The organism is Micromonospora sp. NPDC007220, from assembly GCF_040634035.1.
GTDB classification, from domain to species: domain Bacteria; phylum Actinomycetota; class Actinomycetes; order Mycobacteriales; family Micromonosporaceae; genus Micromonospora; species Micromonospora reichwaldensis.
In genome coordinates, this window is sequence record NZ_JBEYEU010000001.1 from 314,290 (window position 1) to 330,448 (window position 16,159).

Annotated in this window: 22 protein-coding genes and 1 pseudogene; 12 read left to right on the top strand and 11 right to left on the bottom strand. The window is 71.5% G+C overall.

Annotation, left to right across the window (positions count from 1 at the left end):
- Window positions 1-45: 45 nt before the first annotated feature.
- Window positions 46-261, bottom strand: coding sequence for a hypothetical protein (locus ABZ573_RS01555; RefSeq protein ID WP_358114634.1), 216 nt, complete (start codon window positions 259-261; stop codon window positions 46-48).
- 437 nt (window positions 262-698) lie between these two features.
- Between ABZ573_RS01555 and ABZ573_RS01560 the strand changes: the two genes are divergently transcribed.
- Window positions 699-968, top strand: a complete 270-nt coding sequence (locus tag ABZ573_RS01560) for a hypothetical protein (RefSeq protein ID WP_358116068.1) — start codon at window positions 699-701, stop codon at window positions 966-968.
- On the opposite strand, the gene ABZ573_RS01565 is transcribed toward ABZ573_RS01560, so the two are convergent.
- From ABZ573_RS01565 to ABZ573_RS01575, 3 genes are all read right to left on the bottom strand, one after another.
- Window positions 965-1,660 (bottom strand): recombinase family protein, encoded by a 696-nt coding sequence (locus ABZ573_RS01565; RefSeq protein WP_358114637.1) that lies wholly within the window; start codon window positions 1,658-1,660, stop codon window positions 965-967. The genes ABZ573_RS01560 and ABZ573_RS01565 overlap by 4 nt on opposite strands.
- Window positions 1,657-1,863, bottom strand: a complete 207-nt coding sequence (locus tag ABZ573_RS01570; RefSeq protein ID WP_358114640.1) for a hypothetical protein — start codon at window positions 1,861-1,863, stop codon at window positions 1,657-1,659. Before ABZ573_RS01570 ends, ABZ573_RS01565 begins: the two co-directional genes overlap by 4 nt.
- A 77-nt stretch (window positions 1,864-1,940) precedes the next feature.
- The gene (locus tag ABZ573_RS01575) at window positions 1,941-2,171 is read right to left on the bottom strand and encodes a hypothetical protein (protein ID WP_358114643.1); all 231 of its coding nucleotides are present in this window, start codon (window positions 2,169-2,171) and stop codon (window positions 1,941-1,943) included.
- A 127-nt stretch (window positions 2,172-2,298) separates the two neighbouring features.
- On the opposite strand from ABZ573_RS01575, the gene ABZ573_RS01580 reads away from it, so the two are divergent.
- Window positions 2,299-2,940, top strand: a complete 642-nt coding sequence (locus ABZ573_RS01580; protein WP_358114646.1) for a hypothetical protein — start codon at window positions 2,299-2,301, stop codon at window positions 2,938-2,940.
- Window positions 2,941-2,999: 59 nt separating this feature from the next.
- On the opposite strand, the gene ABZ573_RS01585 is transcribed toward ABZ573_RS01580, so the two are convergent.
- From ABZ573_RS01585 to ABZ573_RS01595, 3 genes are all read right to left on the bottom strand, one after another.
- A complete protein-coding gene (locus tag ABZ573_RS01585; RefSeq protein ID WP_358114649.1) occupies window positions 3,000-3,389 on the bottom strand; it encodes a hypothetical protein in 390 nt (129 codons plus the stop codon).
- Complete coding sequence (locus ABZ573_RS01590) at window positions 3,386-3,655, bottom strand: hypothetical protein (protein WP_358114652.1); 270 nt, start codon at window positions 3,653-3,655, stop codon at window positions 3,386-3,388. Before ABZ573_RS01590 ends, ABZ573_RS01585 begins: the two co-directional genes overlap by 4 nt.
- Before the next feature lie 126 nt (window positions 3,656-3,781).
- Window positions 3,782-5,335, bottom strand: coding sequence for a recombinase family protein (locus tag ABZ573_RS01595; protein WP_358114655.1), 1,554 nt, complete (start codon window positions 5,333-5,335; stop codon window positions 3,782-3,784).
- Between the two features lie 42 nt (window positions 5,336-5,377).
- On the opposite strand from ABZ573_RS01595, the pseudogene ABZ573_RS01600 reads away from it, so the two are divergent.
- The 8 genes and pseudogenes from ABZ573_RS01600 to ABZ573_RS01635 form a co-directional block, all read left to right on the top strand.
- Window positions 5,378-5,551: pseudogene (locus ABZ573_RS01600) on the top strand (septum site-determining protein minD); the annotation flags it as partial.
- Entirely contained in the window at window positions 5,548-6,759 is a 1,212-nt protein-coding gene (locus tag ABZ573_RS01605) for a TadA family conjugal transfer-associated ATPase (RefSeq protein WP_358114658.1), read from the top strand. The pseudogene ABZ573_RS01600 and the gene ABZ573_RS01605, both read left to right, overlap by 4 nt.
- Before the next feature lie 530 nt (window positions 6,760-7,289).
- On the top strand, window positions 7,290-8,147 hold the full coding sequence (locus ABZ573_RS01610; protein ID WP_327031135.1) for a hypothetical protein: 858 nt from the start codon (window positions 7,290-7,292) through the stop codon (window positions 8,145-8,147).
- A gap of 56 nt (window positions 8,148-8,203) precedes the next feature.
- A complete protein-coding gene (locus ABZ573_RS01615; protein WP_358116071.1) occupies window positions 8,204-8,935 on the top strand; it encodes a type II secretion system F family protein in 732 nt (243 codons plus the stop codon).
- Window positions 8,936-8,959: 24 nt separating this feature from the next.
- On the top strand, window positions 8,960-9,127 hold the full coding sequence (locus ABZ573_RS01620; RefSeq protein WP_358114661.1) for a DUF4244 domain-containing protein: 168 nt from the start codon (window positions 8,960-8,962) through the stop codon (window positions 9,125-9,127).
- A complete protein-coding gene (locus ABZ573_RS01625) occupies window positions 9,124-9,522 on the top strand; it encodes a TadE family type IV pilus minor pilin (RefSeq protein ID WP_327030292.1) in 399 nt (132 codons plus the stop codon). Before ABZ573_RS01620 ends, ABZ573_RS01625 begins: the two co-directional genes overlap by 4 nt.
- Window positions 9,519-9,917 (top strand): Rv3654c family TadE-like protein, encoded by a 399-nt coding sequence (locus tag ABZ573_RS01630; protein ID WP_151453421.1) that lies wholly within the window; start codon window positions 9,519-9,521, stop codon window positions 9,915-9,917. The genes ABZ573_RS01625 and ABZ573_RS01630 overlap by 4 nt, the downstream gene beginning before the upstream one ends.
- 324 nt (window positions 9,918-10,241) lie before the next feature.
- Window positions 10,242-10,697, top strand: coding sequence for a hypothetical protein (locus ABZ573_RS01635; protein WP_151453422.1), 456 nt, complete (start codon window positions 10,242-10,244; stop codon window positions 10,695-10,697).
- A 37-nt stretch (window positions 10,698-10,734) separates the two neighbouring features.
- Here ABZ573_RS01635 and ABZ573_RS01640 read toward each other — a convergent pair whose 3' ends face one another.
- The 4 genes from ABZ573_RS01640 to ABZ573_RS01655 form a co-directional block, all read right to left on the bottom strand.
- Complete coding sequence (locus ABZ573_RS01640; RefSeq protein ID WP_151453423.1) at window positions 10,735-11,289, bottom strand: hypothetical protein; 555 nt, start codon at window positions 11,287-11,289, stop codon at window positions 10,735-10,737.
- Window positions 11,290-11,376: 87 nt separating this feature from the next.
- Window positions 11,377-11,955 (bottom strand): hypothetical protein, encoded by a 579-nt coding sequence (locus ABZ573_RS01645; protein WP_151453424.1) that lies wholly within the window; start codon window positions 11,953-11,955, stop codon window positions 11,377-11,379.
- A 242-nt stretch (window positions 11,956-12,197) separates the two neighbouring features.
- A complete protein-coding gene (locus ABZ573_RS01650) occupies window positions 12,198-12,404 on the bottom strand; it encodes a hypothetical protein (protein WP_151453425.1) in 207 nt (68 codons plus the stop codon).
- A gap of 90 nt (window positions 12,405-12,494) precedes the next feature.
- Window positions 12,495-15,020 (bottom strand): DEAD/DEAH box helicase, encoded by a 2,526-nt coding sequence (locus ABZ573_RS01655; RefSeq protein WP_358116074.1) that lies wholly within the window; start codon window positions 15,018-15,020, stop codon window positions 12,495-12,497.
- Window positions 15,021-15,194: 174 nt separating this feature from the next.
- Between ABZ573_RS01655 and ABZ573_RS01660 the strand changes: the two genes are divergently transcribed.
- Together ABZ573_RS01660 and ABZ573_RS01665 are read left to right on the top strand one after the other, a co-directional pair.
- Window positions 15,195-15,551, top strand: coding sequence for an STAS domain-containing protein (locus tag ABZ573_RS01660; protein WP_151453426.1), 357 nt, complete (start codon window positions 15,195-15,197; stop codon window positions 15,549-15,551).
- Entirely contained in the window at window positions 15,551-15,985 is a 435-nt protein-coding gene (locus tag ABZ573_RS01665; protein ID WP_151453427.1) for an ATP-binding protein, read from the top strand. The genes ABZ573_RS01660 and ABZ573_RS01665 overlap by 1 nt, the downstream gene beginning before the upstream one ends.
- Window positions 15,986-16,159 lie beyond the last annotated feature (174 nt).

Below are 16,159 nucleotides of genomic sequence, written 5' to 3' on the forward strand. Positions count from 1 at the left end.
ATCGGGCTGACCGTACACGACCCTGGGGCTGCGCTACGGCTGCGCTCAGGCTGGGGCGTCGTCCTCCGTCGGACGAGGCTGTCGATGCTCCTTGATCCACTGCTCGATGTCCTCGGCGAGCCACACCTTCATGCCGCGAAGTTCTTGGTACGGCTTCGGGAAGGTGGGATAGCGCGCGAGCTGCTGGAACCGCTGCCGCGAGACGCCGAGGCGCTGAGTGATCTCGTAGGGCCCCATGAGCTGCCCCGGCCCTCGGTCCATGACCTGAACGTAGGTAGCCACCTGCTAGTCTGATGGCTATTGCCAGTTGACTAACCGGCTGGCTGACGGGGATCGTGGCTCCATGCCGCGAAACGTGCGATATGAGGAGTATCTGGTCGCTACGGCCCTCACCTTGGCGCGACGACACCGGCCGGTGTGGTCATGGCAGAAGTGGCGGCGGATCTGCCGATGCGGGGCAGACCTGCCCTGCCGGGTCAGGCACCGGATTCCGATCAACCGGGGGCACTGGCCAGGTGAGGGTCGATGACCACACGCCGCGAAGTGCCGTTCCTGGTGCAGCTCGCTTGGTCCCGGCTAGACCACCACCGTCACGGCCGTTGTGGTGACTGCCCAGAGGACGGCCCATGCCCGAGGGTGGAGGCCGCTCGCGGTCAGATCATGGCGTGGCGCAGGTGCCGACACCTCTGGGGCTGGCAGTGAAGCCCAAAGCCGGTGATCTGCTCCATGTGACCCGCGCGGCCAGCGTGCAGTTCATCAACCCGATCATGTTCCGGGTCATCAGGGTGCTGGACTGGATCACCTACGACGGCTGGATCTGGCTCGACGGCTACCAGCTCAACGCCAGGGGCGACGCGGTGGCCCGTCGGTCGATCTTCGTTCAATCAGCGGGGTTGGTCATCCAACGGCGGACCGCCCCCGTGCCGGTCGGGCAACAGAGGCGGTCCAGTTCGCCGCAGAGGCGTTAACCCACCGGGGCGGGTGTCGTCGGACGGGTACGGGCGTGCGGATCTCCGCCGGACCGGCTGAGAACGCCCCGAATCGTGGAGCTGTGCCACCGGTCGCCGCCGTGCGCGGTCGGCACCTGATCGGCGTTGAGCTGGTCAGCGATGGCCCGCAAGGTGTGGCCGTTGGACCTCAACCGGCGGATGCGTCGGATGATCGGCTTCGGTACGAGGATGGGTCGGCCCAGCTTGACACCGGACTCCTTGGCCTCGGCGAGCGCTTCGACGGTCCGCTGGCTGATGATGTCGCGCTCCCACTCGGCAACGCTCATGACGATATTGGCCACCAAACGACCGTTAACGGTAGACGTGTCGATGCCGAGATCCAGCGCGACGACGGACCACCGCTGCTTCTTCGCCACCCGTAGCACCTCGGCGAAGTCCGCCACCGACCGCGACAACCGGTTGAGCTTGGCGACGACCAGGCCGTCAGCGTGCCCGGCCGCGAGCTGATCCAGGGCCCATGTCAAGCCAGCCCGGCGGGTGTGGGCACCCGTAGCGCCATCGTCGGCAGGTGCCCACACCAACCGCCAGTCGTTCGCGGCGGCAGCGTTGCGGATGGTGGTCCGTTGCGCCTCGATCCCGTAGGCCGGATCGTCAGGCCGCTTGCGGTTCTTCTTGGATCGTCGGACGTAGGCGAGCATCGTGCGGGTCACTTGACCTCTGCCGCCTTGTGATTGGCCCGGCAAGCAGCCCGGCCCTTGAGGTCGCGGGGGTGTCCGCAGTCGGAGTGGTCCAGGCGGCCCTTGTCGGTGACCTTAGGCGCGAACTCGGGCTTGGCGTCGGGGGCAGCGTTCTTGACCGGGGTCTTCTTGGCGGTAGTCGGCTTGGCATCGGGGGCGGGGGGCTGGTCCGTCATGGTGTCCTCCTCGTTGGTCCATTGCCCAGCGAACGTAAGAGGACTGATGACCTGGCCTAATACCCCTCCCATCTGGCCTAGACTTCGTCTTCATCTGTTGGGATCAGCCCGTGCGCCTGGCGGTACCACCGGGCCATCAGCGACCCCTCGCACACGTACGCCACCCCGCCGTCAGAGTCCTCGATGCGCGTATAGGTCAATCCCCCGGCGGTGGTGTACTGCAACAAGCCAAGGCGACAGATGGTCTCCATGTCTTGCACGAAGGTCTCGATTTCTTCACGGGTCATGTCTTCTCGGATGTCCAACATGACTCCTGACCGTAGACACCATCAGACCCCCCGGTACGAAACGATTGTGAGTCAGGTCACATCAGCCATGTCACGGGGTGCCCGACGGTGATAGCCCAGTGTGGACGGTGCGTCTTATCCTGGCTCGGTGCTCGCTGCCGAAGAGATCCCGAAGGTCACCGACTGGATGCAGGGCTGGGGGAGCATCGCTGCTGTCCTAGTGTCGGGACTGGCCGTGATCTTCACCGGTTGGCTTCTACGTCACGAGGTTCGTGCCCGCCGACTGGACGAGGCGCACCGGGAGGCTGAGGCGGCAGACCGTCAAGCTGCTCAGGCCCGGTTGATCGTTCCCGTCGTCACCGAATGTCTGATGCAGAGTACCGAATATCCGACAGCTGTCACTCACGTGAAGTGGAAGATCGAGAACTACAGCAGTCTGCCGATCCTTGGTCTCCGCCTCGTTTTCGACGGGCCAGTGGAGGTAGAGGGTTTCATGACCGAGTTGAGCACCGGCGTAGAACAAGGCGCTGCCGAGCTTAAGAAGCTGTTTCACAGGGGTAAGGACGATCCGCTCCCGTTTTTTGAGCCGATCATCGTTTTCACTGATAGTTCAGGTCTCGTTTGGCAACGTAACGGAACCAAAGCTCCGGAACGGAAGCTATCAGAACAGGCAAGTCGCGTCGTGGTGACCGAGGCTCGCTGGCAGTCGGTTGGCGCTTTGATTGCGGCTGTGGCATCAATAGTGGTTACAATAATTGCCTTCCTGGCCGACATCTTCGCCACGCGTTAGACCGGCCACGTCACGGTGGCGTCAGTGTGGACGGTTGACCCTACCGTTGCCCCGCCCGTTCATAGCGCAGGAACCACCCTTTCGCCTTTCAGCGTTCGGACCACGAAGGCCTTCCGCATGTAGCCCCACCCCTCGGTGAAGCCGGCCACGTCGTACCGCGTGCCGTCCGGCCCGGTCCAGTGGTCCCCGAGCTCGACCTGCATATCGTGTGGTCCGATCAGGTGGTAGTCGGCCTTGCGGACCACACCACCGGCCAGCGTGACATCCGGGCGCTGGTCGTAGTTCAGCAGGGACAGCTTGAACCGCTGAGAGGCCCGTGGCGGTCCGTCGGTGTACGTGGACGCCCCCGACCCCGTCAAGGTCTTCACGCGCGGAATCAGGACCGCTTCCGTCGGGTCGTGGTTCACCAGCGCCAACGTCATACGCCGCTGAGCCTCTAGCTCGCTCATGCCCGCTCCACGTCCACCGTGAAGGAACGTCCGCGCGTGTCGTCGGTCGGGTCCGGCACGAAGGAGTTTCCGACCCTGAGCGCGTGGTCGTAGAGCTGGCTCAGCCGCCGCGACGATCCGCTCTCGGTCACGTCCACCAGGCCAGCGTAACTAGCCGCCTTCTCCCGCCACACCTGGGCGGCAGCCATCTCCATGCCCAGGTCATCGATCATCAGCCCGAGCAAATCACTTGTGTAGGTCTCGTCGGCCTCGGTCAGACCGGTCATCCGGCGGAGGCGAGCGACCTCGTCAATGCTTGCCATACTGGCATTATCGCATTGCGCGTTTTCTCCGAGGTTTACGTTAGTCAATTCCATCCGGATCAGAACCGGCAGTCGCGGAATCCGCGGCCCTCACACCAGCCATGTCACGGTGACCCGCTCGGAAAACACCTTCGCCCGGTGAAGCTCGAACCGCTGACGCCAGGCTTCCTCGTCCTCACCTCGTCGCCTAGGGGGTGCGCTGGTGAACAACCGGCCCGTTTCCGGGTTGATCGGCTGGGGGCCAATCTCGATGCGCTCGATTACGGAGGCGAGGATGGTGCGCTTCCAGGTGTTCGCAGCCCGGATCACTTCAGTTCGCTTGGGCTTACTGTTCTCCGCGTCCCGGATAATCTGGTCCTGCTCCGCCCATATGGCGCGCAGCTGGGTTCCGGACGGCAGGCGGGTGTGGACCTGTGCACGGGTAGCCTTGTCCAGCGCGGCGCGGTTCGCTTCCAGCCGGTCGGTCAGTCGTGCCCGGCGTCGGCGGTACTCGGCTTCGTTGATCAGGTTGTCGTCGCGTTCGTCCCCAAGGCGCGTCAAGGCGTCCTCATCGTCCCGGACGGCCTTCCGCAACTCACGCTCGGTGTCGTTCACGCCCTCCCGGTCGCGCGCCATCGCTTGCTGTAGGGCAGGGGAGTCGAGTCGAACGAAGACCTGCTCAGCGATATACGCCTCCAGCGGCCTCATCACGATCCGCCCTCGTCCACACCCGCCAGACGGGTTCCTGCCGGGGTTGCACTCGTACGTAGGCCCCTCAGTGCTCTTGGCGCTGGTCGAGGTCATCCGGTATCCGCACTCGTGGTAGACCAGCCCCGACAACATGTACTTGCGTTGGTTGGTCTCGCTCTTGCGCCGGGACGGATCGGCCAGAATCTCCCGTACTCGCTGCCAGTCGTCGCGGTCCACGATCGGCTCCCAAGGCGTCGGGAACAGCTCACCGTTGTACTCGCGTAGCCCAGCGATGGCGGGATTTACCAAGGCACGCAGCAGGGTCCGGCGCTGCATCCCGAGTTCCTTGGCGATCCCGTAAGCCGTCTCACCGGCCAACAGCCGGCGCACTGCATCGCGCACCCGTGGCGCGTCGGTGGTGTGGTGCCGGAACCTGACGTACCGCAGCTTGCCCTTGACGATCTCGCGGTCGCCGTCGATGCCGAAGGGCGGCGTACCGCCGTGGAACTCCCCAGCCTCAGCCCGGCGCCTGACGTCCCGCTCGACCCGTTCCGAGATGTCCTCGGCCTCACCCGCGTCGTTCGCGGCCAGGATCCGGGCAACGCGCCGCCCAGCGGAGTCCTTCAGGTTGAACGAAGGGGACTTGACGTAGACAAACTCGATTCCATGATGCTCGGCTAGCTTGATCTGTGCTTCATGTTCCATTGGCCGCCGGGTCAGGCGACCTGTGGTGTAGGCCGCAATGACCTCGAAGTGACCGGCCTCGGCATCTGCCAACATCTGCTCGTACTCAGGTCGGCGCTTGGTGGACCGGGTAGACGCGCTGATGTCGTTGTCGACGTAGTCCGCTACGTACACCAGATTCTCGCGCTCGGCCAGCGCATCAAGGTCCTCATCCTGCCGGGTAATGCCCAGCTCACGGCCCTCGCGGTCGTCACTGATCCGGCGGTACTTCGCTGCACGTCGGCGGGTCATGCGGGGCACCGTAATTGGGAGCCCGTTATTGTGCAATGGGTCGTGGCCCGGGCGCTCGGGCTGCCGCTGGCCGGCACGCTGCGCCCGGAACCGGCGCTGGCTCGCGGGTTGGAGCGGGGCGAGGCGCCGGCCGCGCACGGCCGAGGCCCGCTGGCGGCGCTCTGCCAGCGGATCGTCGCCGAACTGACCGGCGCGCCGGTGGCGGGTGCGGCATGACCGGGCCGTCCGAGGGTGACACCCTCGCCGCGCGGGTGCGACAGCGCATGGCCGCCGCGGCGACGCCGGTCACCGCCGCCGCGATCGTGTCAGCCGTACGGGCGGAGCCCACCGCCGCCGTCCTCGGCGACACCGCCGTGCTGCGGATGGCCGACCAGGTGCACGACGACCTGGTGGGAGCCGGTCCGCTCGCCCCGCTGCTGGCCGATCCGGAGGTCACCGACGTGCTGGTCAACGGCGTCCGGGTCTGGGTCGACCGGGGGCGGGGCCTGCATCAGGTCGCGGTGCCGATCGGCACGGTGGACGACGTACGCCGGCTCGCGCAGCGGCTCGCCGCCAGCACCGGTCGGCGGCTCGACGACGGTTCCCCGTACGCGGACGCCCGGCTTCCCGACGGCACCCGGTTGCACGCCGTGCTGCCGCCGGTGGCGACTGACGGGCCCTACCTGTCCCTGCGGACCTTCCGGCAGCGGCCCTTCACCCTCGACGAGCTGGTGAGCCGGGGGACGGTTCCCCGACCGGTGGCGCCGGTGCTCTCCGCCGTGGTGGCGGCCCGGCTGGCGTACCTGGTGACCGGTGGCACCGGCTCCGGCAAGACGACGCTGCTGAACACGCTGCTCGGACTGGTCCCCGCCACCGAACGGATCGTGCTGGTGGAGGACGCGGCCGAGCTGCATCCCCGGCACCCGCACGTCGTCGGGTTGCAGGCGAGGACGGCCAACGTGGAGGGCTCCGGCGCGGTCGGGCTGACCGACCTCGTGCGGCAGGCCCTGCGGATGCGGCCCGACCGACTGGTGGTCGGCGAGTGCCGGGGCGGGGAGGTGGTCGACCTGCTCGCCGCCCTGAACACCGGCCACGAAGGCGGAGCCGGCACCCTGCACGCCAACGCCCCGTCGGACGTGCCGGCGCGGCTGGAGGCCCTCGGGATGCTCGGCGGGCTGCCCCGTCCCGCGCTCCACGCCCAGGTGGCCGCCGCACTCCAGGTACTGCTCCAGGTGCGCCGGAACACCGAGGGGCGCGTACTGGAATCGGTCTGCCTGCTCCTGCCGGAGGGCCCGGACCGGCTGGTCACGGCAGTTCCCGCCTGGGTACGCGGGCGAGGGCCGGACCGCGCCGCCCGGGCGCTCGCCGACCTGCTGCGGGAGCGGGCCGTACCGGTTCCGCCGGTCCTGACCGAGCCGTGGCCCGGATCGGCGGGCCCGAGGTGAACGCCCCGTACGCGCTGGTGGCGCTGCTCTCGGTCCTGGTGACGGCGGTGCTGGTGGCGGGGGCGGTGCGTGGTGGCCGGATGCGGCGGGGCGTGCTGGCCGCCGGCGTCGGCGGGAGCGCGCGTGCCGGCGGGGAGGACCCGCTCGTCGCCTGGGTCACCGAGCTGCGCCAGACACCCGGTCGGGGCGTGGACGGTACGGCGGCGCGCACCGGCGAGGGTATGCCGGCCGTCGGTCGCCGCGACCCGTGCGACGAGTCCCGGGTGCGCCTCCGGCAGTCGCCGGCAGGCCCGGACGTCCCGGCCAGCGGCGCTCCCGGAAGTGGGCGCGAGCCGGAGGCCTCGGCCACCGACCTTGACCTTCGCCTTGACGACCACCCGAGCGCCGACGCGTTCGGCGGGAATCGGTGGGCGTTGCGGGACGTGGCCGACCGGTCGCCCTGGCCCTGGCCGGCCGGTGACGACCGTGGCCCGGGGCGAGGAGGGGATGGCGGTCCTCGGCTGACGCGACCCGCGGGCCCGACCCGACCCGTGCGCCACCTCGACCACCGGGACACGCCGCGCGGTGGCGGAGACCCCGGACGGCTCCGGCCACCCGGTCGGCGGGACGCCCGGCGACCCGGCGGAACGCCCGCCCCGGCGGCCACCCCGCCGCGCGGGCCCGGTGCGGTGACCGATCCGCCCGGCGAGGGCCGGCGACCGGGGTGGCTCCGGCCGGACGCGCTGGCGGCGTCCCCCAGGCGCACCCTGCTGCTCGCCGCGTCGGCCGGTACCGGAGCCGGGCTGCTGCTGGCCGGTCCGGTCGCGGCGGTGGCCGTCGGCGCCTACGGCACGCTGGCCGCTCGCGCGCTGCTCCGACGCAAGGACGGCCGGAACGCCGTCCGGGCCCGGCGGCGCCGGCTGGATCAGCTCTGCGGGCTGGCCGCGGACCTCCGGGCCGGCCTGCCGGTACCGGTCGCCGCCGAGCGGCTCACCCCTGGCCCGGTGGGAACCGATCGCGGATCCCCGGGCGGCGACGCGGCGGCCCGCGACGAGCGGGGCGGGGCACGACGCCTGGATCGACTGGCCCGCGCAGCCGTACGCCTCGCCGACCAGACGGGCGCGCCGCTGGCGGAGTTGCTGGAGCGGATCGAGGCGGATGCCCGCTCGACCGACCGTGGACTGGCTGCGGCGGAGGCCCAGGCGGCCGGGGCGCGGGCCACCGCTCTGCTGCTCGCCGCCCTGCCGCTCGGCGGTATCGGGCTCGGCTACGGCATCGGCGTCGATCCGGTGGCGGTGCTGCTGCACACCCCCGTCGGTGGTGCGTGCGCGGTCGTCGCCATCGCGCTCCAGGTCGCGGGACTGTTCTGGGCCGAGCGGCTCGGCGCGTCGCCGGGACGGTTGAGCTGATGCCCCGGATGGCGCTGGCAGCGGGCTTCGTGGCGGCAGCGGTCCTGCTCGCCGCGATGCTCGCGGCGGGCCGGCGGCCCCTGCGCCGGCTGCGCGCGCTGCGCCGGGCGCCGGTCGGCGTGCACCCGGCCGCCTCGCTGCGCCGACCGGTCGGTCCCGACGACGACCCGACCGGTGACGTCCCGCCTCGGCGGCGGCCGGACGCCATCCGCGTCGCCGCCGGTCTGGCCGGCGTGGCCGTGGCCGTCATCGTCGGCGGCTGGCCCGGGGTGCTGGCGGCCCTGCCGACGACGCTGCTGCTCGACCGGCTGCTTCGTCGGATCGAGCCCCCGGCCGTGCGGAACCGGCGGCTGCGCGAGGCGGCCGATCTTCCGCTCGCCGCCGACCTGCTGGCGGCGGCCATGCGGGCGGGAGCGCCCGTGGACAGGTCGATCCTGGCCGTGGCCGGGGCGCTCGACGGTCCGCTCGCCGACCGGCTCGCCCGGGTCGGCCGATTGCTGCGGCTCGGCGGTGGCCCCGAGGAGGCATGGGCTCCGCTCGCGGCGGTGCCGGGGGCCGAGCGGCTGACCGCCGCCGTGCTTCGTAGCGCGAACAGCGGAGCCGCGCTGGCCGGCGCGCTGACCCGGCTCGCCGACGACCTCCGCGCCGACCGCTCCACGGCCGCGGAGGCGGCCGCCCGCCGCGCCGGCGTGCTCATCGTCCTGCCGCTGGGGCTCTGCTTCCTGCCGGCCTTCATTCTCGCCGGCCTGGTGCCGGTGATCGTCGCCGTCCTCGGTGACGTGCTCTGACCATCGTCGAGAAAGGACAGGAACGTGCGCAAACTTCTCGCCCGTCTACGCGGGGACGCCGGAATGAACACCGCCGAGTACGCCGTCGGCACCCTCGCCGCGGTCGCCTTCGCCGGGATCCTGCTGAAGGTGCTGACCTCCGGCAACGTGCAGTCCGCGTTGGCCGCCGTCATCGACCGGGCGCTCAAGTGACCGGGCGCCGGCCGGCCGGCCGTGACCGGGGTTCCTTCACCGCCGAACTGGCGGCCGGCCTGCCGGCGCTCCTGCTGCTCCTGCTCGCCGGCCTGTCGGCGGTCAACGCCGTCGGCACGAGGGCGGGTTGCCTGCACGCGGCCCGGGAGGCGGCACTGGCTGCCTCCCGGGGCGCCGACGGGGCGGCCGCTGCCAGCGGGGCGGCGCCGCCGGGAGCGGAGGTGACCGTCACCGTCGACGGACAGCGGGTCGTCGCCACCGTCCGGGCGCCCGTACGCGCGCTCGGCTCCCGACTGCCCCGGATCGCCGTGACCGCCACGGCGGTCGCGGCCCTCGAACCCGGGGTCGCGGGAGCTGCCATACCTGCCCCGGGTGCCCCGGCGGGTGGACGGTGAGCGGGCGCCGGTGCTTCGGAGACCGGTCGGCCCGAGGCTCAGGCGGCAGCGCGGGGGAGCGTGGTGGGGCGACCGTCTGTCTGCTCGCGGTGGGGCTGGTGTTCGTCCTGGTCGGGTCGCTCGGTGCCGCCGTCGGCGCGGCCCGGGTCGCCCGGCAACAGGCCCGGGTGGCGGCGGATTTCGCCGCGCTGGCCGGTGCGGGCCGCGGGCTGTGGGGCGAGGCGGGCGCCTGCGGGCGGGCGGCCGACATCGCCGCCGCCAACGGTGGCCGGCTGCTCGCCTGTCGGCTCGACGGTCTCGATGTCCTGGTGACCGTGGAGGTTGCCGTCAAACCACTGTCGAGGGTGGCGCGGGTGGCGACGGCCAGTGCCCGTGCCGGCCCGGTGCGCGGCTGAACCCCTGCTGCGTGTCAGGCCCAGGCCGCCGGGCTGGGCAGAGCGGAGGCTTACCGTCCCGGCAGCCGAGCTTCGTTGATCGTGGATGCCAAGGGGGCGGCAACGGCACGATGGGCGATCTTCGTACGACCAGCGGGGTTGGTGATCAACCCGCCAACCGGAGGGACGGTCGCACAGACGGCACGGAAATTCGCTCTCACCTGCCTCGGGATGGCCCCTACCTCACTCGCTGGCTCGTGCGGAGGGGTGTCGTTCGGGGTGGACGTCGCTCGCCATGCTGGGAACAGGAAGCTCAGCTCCGACCGCACCGCTGGAGGAGGCTCCATGAGAAAGCCGGTCAGGACCGCTGGGATCCTTTTCGGGCTGGGTGCCGGCGTCGCCGTCGGCTCGTCCCTCGGCGCGGACGCCGCCTGGCCCGGCGTCGCGGTCGCCGTGCTCGGTGTCGGCCTGTCCCTGGTCGGCACAGCGGGATCCGCTCCAACGGGGGACAACCTGGTCGACCCTGACGGGGACGCCTGGTTGACCACTTCCATGACGGCCGCGGAGAGAGCGGCTGCCGCGGAGCAACGGTGGCAGGATCAGACGCGGCCCACGCTCAGTGGTCTCGGCAACCGGGTGGAACAGATTCTCAGGCTCGCAGAGAAACAGGGGGAAGACCACCGCAACGCGGCGCGGCGTGAGTCCGAGGAACTCGTCGACACCGCGCGGCGGGAGGCGGAGACGATCGTGAACCGGGCGCGCGAAGAGGCGGCCCGGATCGCTGGCGCCGAGGGCGGGTAGCGCGGCGGCGAGGGCGGGTAGCGCGGCGGCGAGTGTTTCAGGCCCGGGTGGGCGGCGTCCCGCTGCGCCCGCGACCCCGGCGCAGCAGCCGGGCGGCGATCACGGGCAGCAGGTTCAGCACGACAATGAGCGCGACCACCAACGAGACGATCTGGCCGGTGGCGAGCCCGTGCAGCGCCAGCACCAGCCAGGCGCAGGCGCCGGTGAGCAGCGCCTGGGCCGCCACGCGCAGCAGAACCCGCTGAATTGGCTGTGCCGTGCCGTCCGGGCCGGGCTTGGGGTCGCGCTGCCAGATCGTGCTGACCGACGCCGCGATCGCGATCAGCAGGGCGATGTCCAGCGCCCAGATCGCTGCCGTACCGACGCCAGCGTCGTTGGTCTGCGAAGGCACGGCGACTGTCGCGGCCACAAGCACGACGAGGGTCGGCGGCCAGGTGAAAAGGAAGGCCCATACCGCTGTCGTGATCGGGTTCCGGTTCGGGTTCGGCAGGCCTGGCGGTGACTGCACCTGTTGCGTGATGCCGTCGATCACGTCGTCGGAGGCTCGCACCAACTGACGAGCCGAACGAGTGTCGGGCATCGGATCTGACATGCGAGCAAGCCTAATAACCTCTCGCTATGCCGGGCTCGGGCCGTGCCCGGGCCGGGTGCCGGAAGTCGACACCTCGGCCCGGACGGATCAGCGTCCCTGGAGTGCGTCGAGGGCGATGGCCATCGCGATCACGAGGCGGCGGTCGACCTGCGGCTGGTGGATCTGGACGATGTACCGGTCGCGCAGGCCCCACTTCTTGATGACGGAGAAGACCGGCTGACCGCCAGCGACGAAGTCGAAGTGGTAGGGCAGCCAGGACAGCGAGTCGACGAACCGGCGGAGCAGGGCCACCGGCATGCTGCGTTCCTGGCCGGTGACCTGCGGCAGGCCGGGCTGCTCGACGTGCCAGGTGGACCGCAGCAGGGACTGGGCGAAGTCCTTGCGGAACAGGCCGATCGGGCTGCCGGCGTGGTCGGTCACGTCGTACGTGGCGCCGAGGTCGAGACGCTGGCGGGCCTTGAAGCCGAGCAGGGGCTGCTGCTTCGAGTCGTCGGTGTAGATTGTCACCTGCTCCTTGAAGGCGAGCCGCTTCTGCTGGGCGAACGCCAGCAGCCCACCTTCCGAGCCGTCCGGTGCGACGGAGTGCACCTCGTACTGGTTGACCATCATCCGGATTCGCTGCCGGATGTGGAACTGCTGCTGGGCCTGCAAGTTGTCGGGCTGCATGGGTTCTCCTTCGAGGGGTCGCCGGAGTGTCGCACAGCTTCAACCGCGCTGCCGCCCACAGGTCACGCGGCCCCACCCGCAGCCCGCCCGGCTCCGCCACTCGCAACCCGGTCAGTCACGCACCGGCACCGCAACCCGGTCAGTCAGGCACCGGCACCGGCACCCGGTCAGTCACGCACCGGCACCGCAACCCGGCCAGCCACGCACCGGCAGCCGCAACGGTCGGCCCGCGTGCACCGGTCTCAGCGCCCGCCGTCGACGGTCGCCTTCAGCGCCCACGCGTTGAGGACCTGGTGGATGCTGCGCAGCCGCTCGTTGATCTGCTCCAGGCGCTCGGCCTGCGCCAGCCCGGCGAGCGCGGAGCCCAGGGCGATCTGCTGGTCGAGGGTGAGTTTCTCCTGGTCGATCGTGTAGAGCAGGTCGACGGTCTCGGCGATGGTGTCGGCCACGACTCCTCCTTCGGGCGGGAAGGGCAGCTGGGGATCCGCGAGCTTGCATGGAAGCGCTCCCACACCCTTGATGCCCGGGGGGAAGAGGTTCTATGCCTGCTTCCCGCGACCCGGGACGGGGGCGTCCCCGGCAGGCGGTTCCGCCATCACCGGGGAGCGGAAGCCGCCCGAGCCCTCGGGGCCGCCGGTGGCGGCATCGTCCGCAGCGGCGCGTTCCCCCGGAATGGGAAAGTGGGAGGGGCCGTCGGACTGGCGGGGTGCCGGCACGGCGTCGGGCAGGTTGGTGAGCACCACGTCCAGCACCTTGACGGCGTCCGGCTTGGAGAGCGGGTTGTTGCCGTTGCCGCACTTCGGGGACTGCACGCAGGACGGGCAGCCCGCCTCGCAGCCGCACTCCGCGATCGCGTCGCGGGTGGCCCGCAGCCAGGCTGCCGCCGTCCCGTACGCGCGCTCGGCGAAGCCCGCCCCACCCGGGTGCCCGTCGTAGACGAAGACCGTCGGGGCCTCGGTGTCCGGGTGCGCCGCCGTCGACAGTCCGCCGATGTCCCAGCGGTCGCAGGTCGCGGTGAGCGGCAGCAGGCCGATCGCGGCGTGCTCGGCGGCGTGCAGCGCGCCCGGCACGTCGGCGGGCTCCACGCCGGCGGCCGTCAGGGACTGCGGCGACAGGGTGAACCAGACCGCGACGGTACGCAGTTCCCGGGCCGGCAGGTCCAGCGGGCGGGTGTCGATGACCTCGCCGGTGGCGATCCGTCGCCGCTGGTACGACACCACCTGGCTGGTCACGTCGACCTCGCCGAGGAAGAGCCCGACGGGGCCGGCGTCCACGTACGAGCGGACCGACACCACCGACAGCGAGGTGACGTCGCGGGCGTGGGTGGACCAGTCCGGCTCCTCGGGGTGCACCAGCGCGCACCCGTCGGCCAGGTCGAGCGAGTCGACCACGTACGAGACGCCCTGGTGCAGGTAGACCGCGCCGGGGTGGAGCAGGAAGTGCGACGAGCCGCCGTCGACGGTGCCGAGCAGTCGCCCGGTCGCCGCCTCCACCACGCAGACCGGTGCGCCGCCCTCGCCGCGCAGGTCCACCTCCGGCCGCTCCCGGTGCCGCCAGTACCAGCCGGTCGGCCGCTGCCGCAGCGCCCCCGCCGCCACCAGTTGGTCCACCGCCTCCTTCGCCCCGTCGCCGAAGAGTGCCAGGTCGTCGGGGGTCAGTGGCGCCTCGGCCGCGGCGCAGGCGAGCTGCGGTGCCAGCACGTACGGGTTGGCCGGGTCGAGCACGGTCGCCTCCACCGGCCGCCCGAACACCGCCTCGGGATGGTGCACGAGATAGGTGTCGAGCGGGTCGTCCCGGGCGACTAGCACGGCGAGCGCCTCCTGCCCGGAGCGCCCCGCCCGGCCGGCCTGCTGCCACAGGGAGGCGCGGGTGCCCGGGTAGCCGCAGATCAGCACCGCGTCGAGGCCGACCAGGTCGACGCCCAGCTCCAGCGCGTTGGTCGAGGCCAGCCCGAGCAGGTCGCCGTGCAGCAGCGCCCGCTCCAGTTCGCGTCGCTCCTCGCGCAGGTAGCCGGCCCGGTAGGCGGCCACCCGGTCGCCGAGCCCGGGCACCGCCTCGTCGAGGGACCGGCGGGCGTTCGCCGCGACCACCTCGGCGCCGCGCCGGGAGCGTACGAAGGCCAGCGTGCGTACCCCCTCGGCGACCGTGTCGGCGAGCAGGTCGGCCGTCTCCCGCAGCGCCGACCGGCGGACCTGGGTGAGGTCCGCCTGCTGGTCGGCGGCGGAGTCCCGTGGCAGCAGCGGCGGCTCCCAGAGCGCGAACGTCACCCCGCCGCGGGGCGAGGTGTCCTCGGTGACGGCGGTCACGGGCACTCCGGTGAGCCGCCCCGCCGCCGTCGCCGGGTCGCCGGACGTGGCCGAGGCCAGTACGAAGACGGGTGTGCTGCGGAACCGGGCGCACTGCCGCCGCAGCCGGCGCAGCACGTGCGCGACGTGCGAGCCGAAGACCCCCCGGTAGGTGTGGCACTCGTCGATCACCACGTACGTGAGCCGGCGCAGGAAACCGGACCACTGGGCGTGCCCGGGCAGGATGCCGTGGTGCAGCATGTCGGGGTTGGTCAGCACGAACCGGGAGTGCTTGCGGATCCACTCCCGTTCGGCGCGCGGGGTGTCCCCGTCGTAGCAGGCGGGGCGTACCCCCTCCAGTTCGAGCGCGGCGACGGCGCGCAACTGGTCGGCGGCGAGCGCCTTCGTCGGCGCCAGGTAGAGCACGGTGGCCCGGGGGTCGGCGAGCAGGGTGGCCAGCGCGGGAAGCTGGTAGGCCAGGGACTTGCCGGACGCGGTGCCCGTGGCCACCACGACGTGCCGGCCGTCGTACGCCAGGGTGGCCGCCTCCGCCTGGTGCCGCCAGGGCGCGACCACGCCGCGTCGGGCGAACGCCGCGCGCAGTTCCTCCGGTGCCCAGTCCGGCCACGGGGCGGGCTCGCCGGCCCGTGCCGGCACCCGCTCGACGTGGGTGACCGGGTCGGCGCCGGCGCGGGCGCGCAGCCGACCCAGCAGGTCGGCCGGCGCCGGGTGCGCCGGGCCGGAGCGGTCGGGCGACGGCTTCAGGTCGTGGCGCGGCACTGGCTGCGCCGAGCTGGAGCCGTCGGTGGTCACGTCCTGCACTCTCGCACTGGTGTTCGGAGATGGAAAGCGGGGGGCCGGGGTAAGGGGAGGCTCCGCCGGTGAGCAGAGCCGGTCTCCGGCGGGGATGGTTAGATGCCCAGGAGAGTTTACGGCTCTTGCGAGGGAGGACCGATGGAGCTGTCGCTGGCGACCCGCACCGTGGGCGAGCACACGGTGCTCGAAGTCGGCGGTGAGGTGGACGTCTACACCGCGCCCCGGCTACGGGAGCGGCTCCTCGAGCTGATCGACGGTGGGGCCCGTCACGTCGTGGTCGACCTGGGTCGGGTGGACTTCCTCGACTCCACCGGGCTGGGCGTGCTGGTCGGCGCGCTCAAGCGGCTGCGCGCGGCCGGTGGCTCGTTCGCCCTGGTCTGCGACAAGGAGCCGCTGCTCAAGATCTTCCGGATCACCGCGCTCGACCAGGTCTTCCCGCTGCATCCCACGGTCGACGCGGCGGTCGGCACCGACCCGGCCGGCACCGGCGTCTGATGGCCACGGTCAAGCTCTCCTTCTCGCCGGCCCCGGTGCACGTGCGCACCGCGCGCCTGGTCGGCGTGGCGGTCGCCCGGCGGGCCGGGGTCCGCGAGGAGCTGCTGGACGAGGTACGGCTGGCTATCGGCGAGGCGTGCACCCGCGCGGTCGCCCTGCACCGCCAGTACGGCGTGTCCGAGCCCGTGCTCGTCGAGATGTCCGACACGGGCGCGTACGCGGTGCGCGTCGTCGACCGCGCGCCGATCGAGGCCGGTCTCGGCCTGGCGGCGCTCAACGCCGACCAGCTCGCCAACGAGTCGCTCGACGAGGACGACCTCACCACCGGCGTGGGCTTCGCGCTGCTGGCCGGTTTCGTCGAGGATCTCCAGGTGCGCCCGGTCGACGAGGGCGTCGGCACCGAGGTGCGGATGGTCTGGCCCGTCGGCCGGTGAGCTGATCTTCCACCGCCCTCGCCGAGGGCGTCGTACGCCGTGAGAGGCCGTGTCCCGCCGGGGCGCGGCCTCCTTGGCATGGATGGGCTCCTATATCAGATTTTTCCTCATAACACAGCGACGAAGATCATCGCGGCGCGGTGCCCCCTCGGTGTGACCTCCAACACTGTGGAG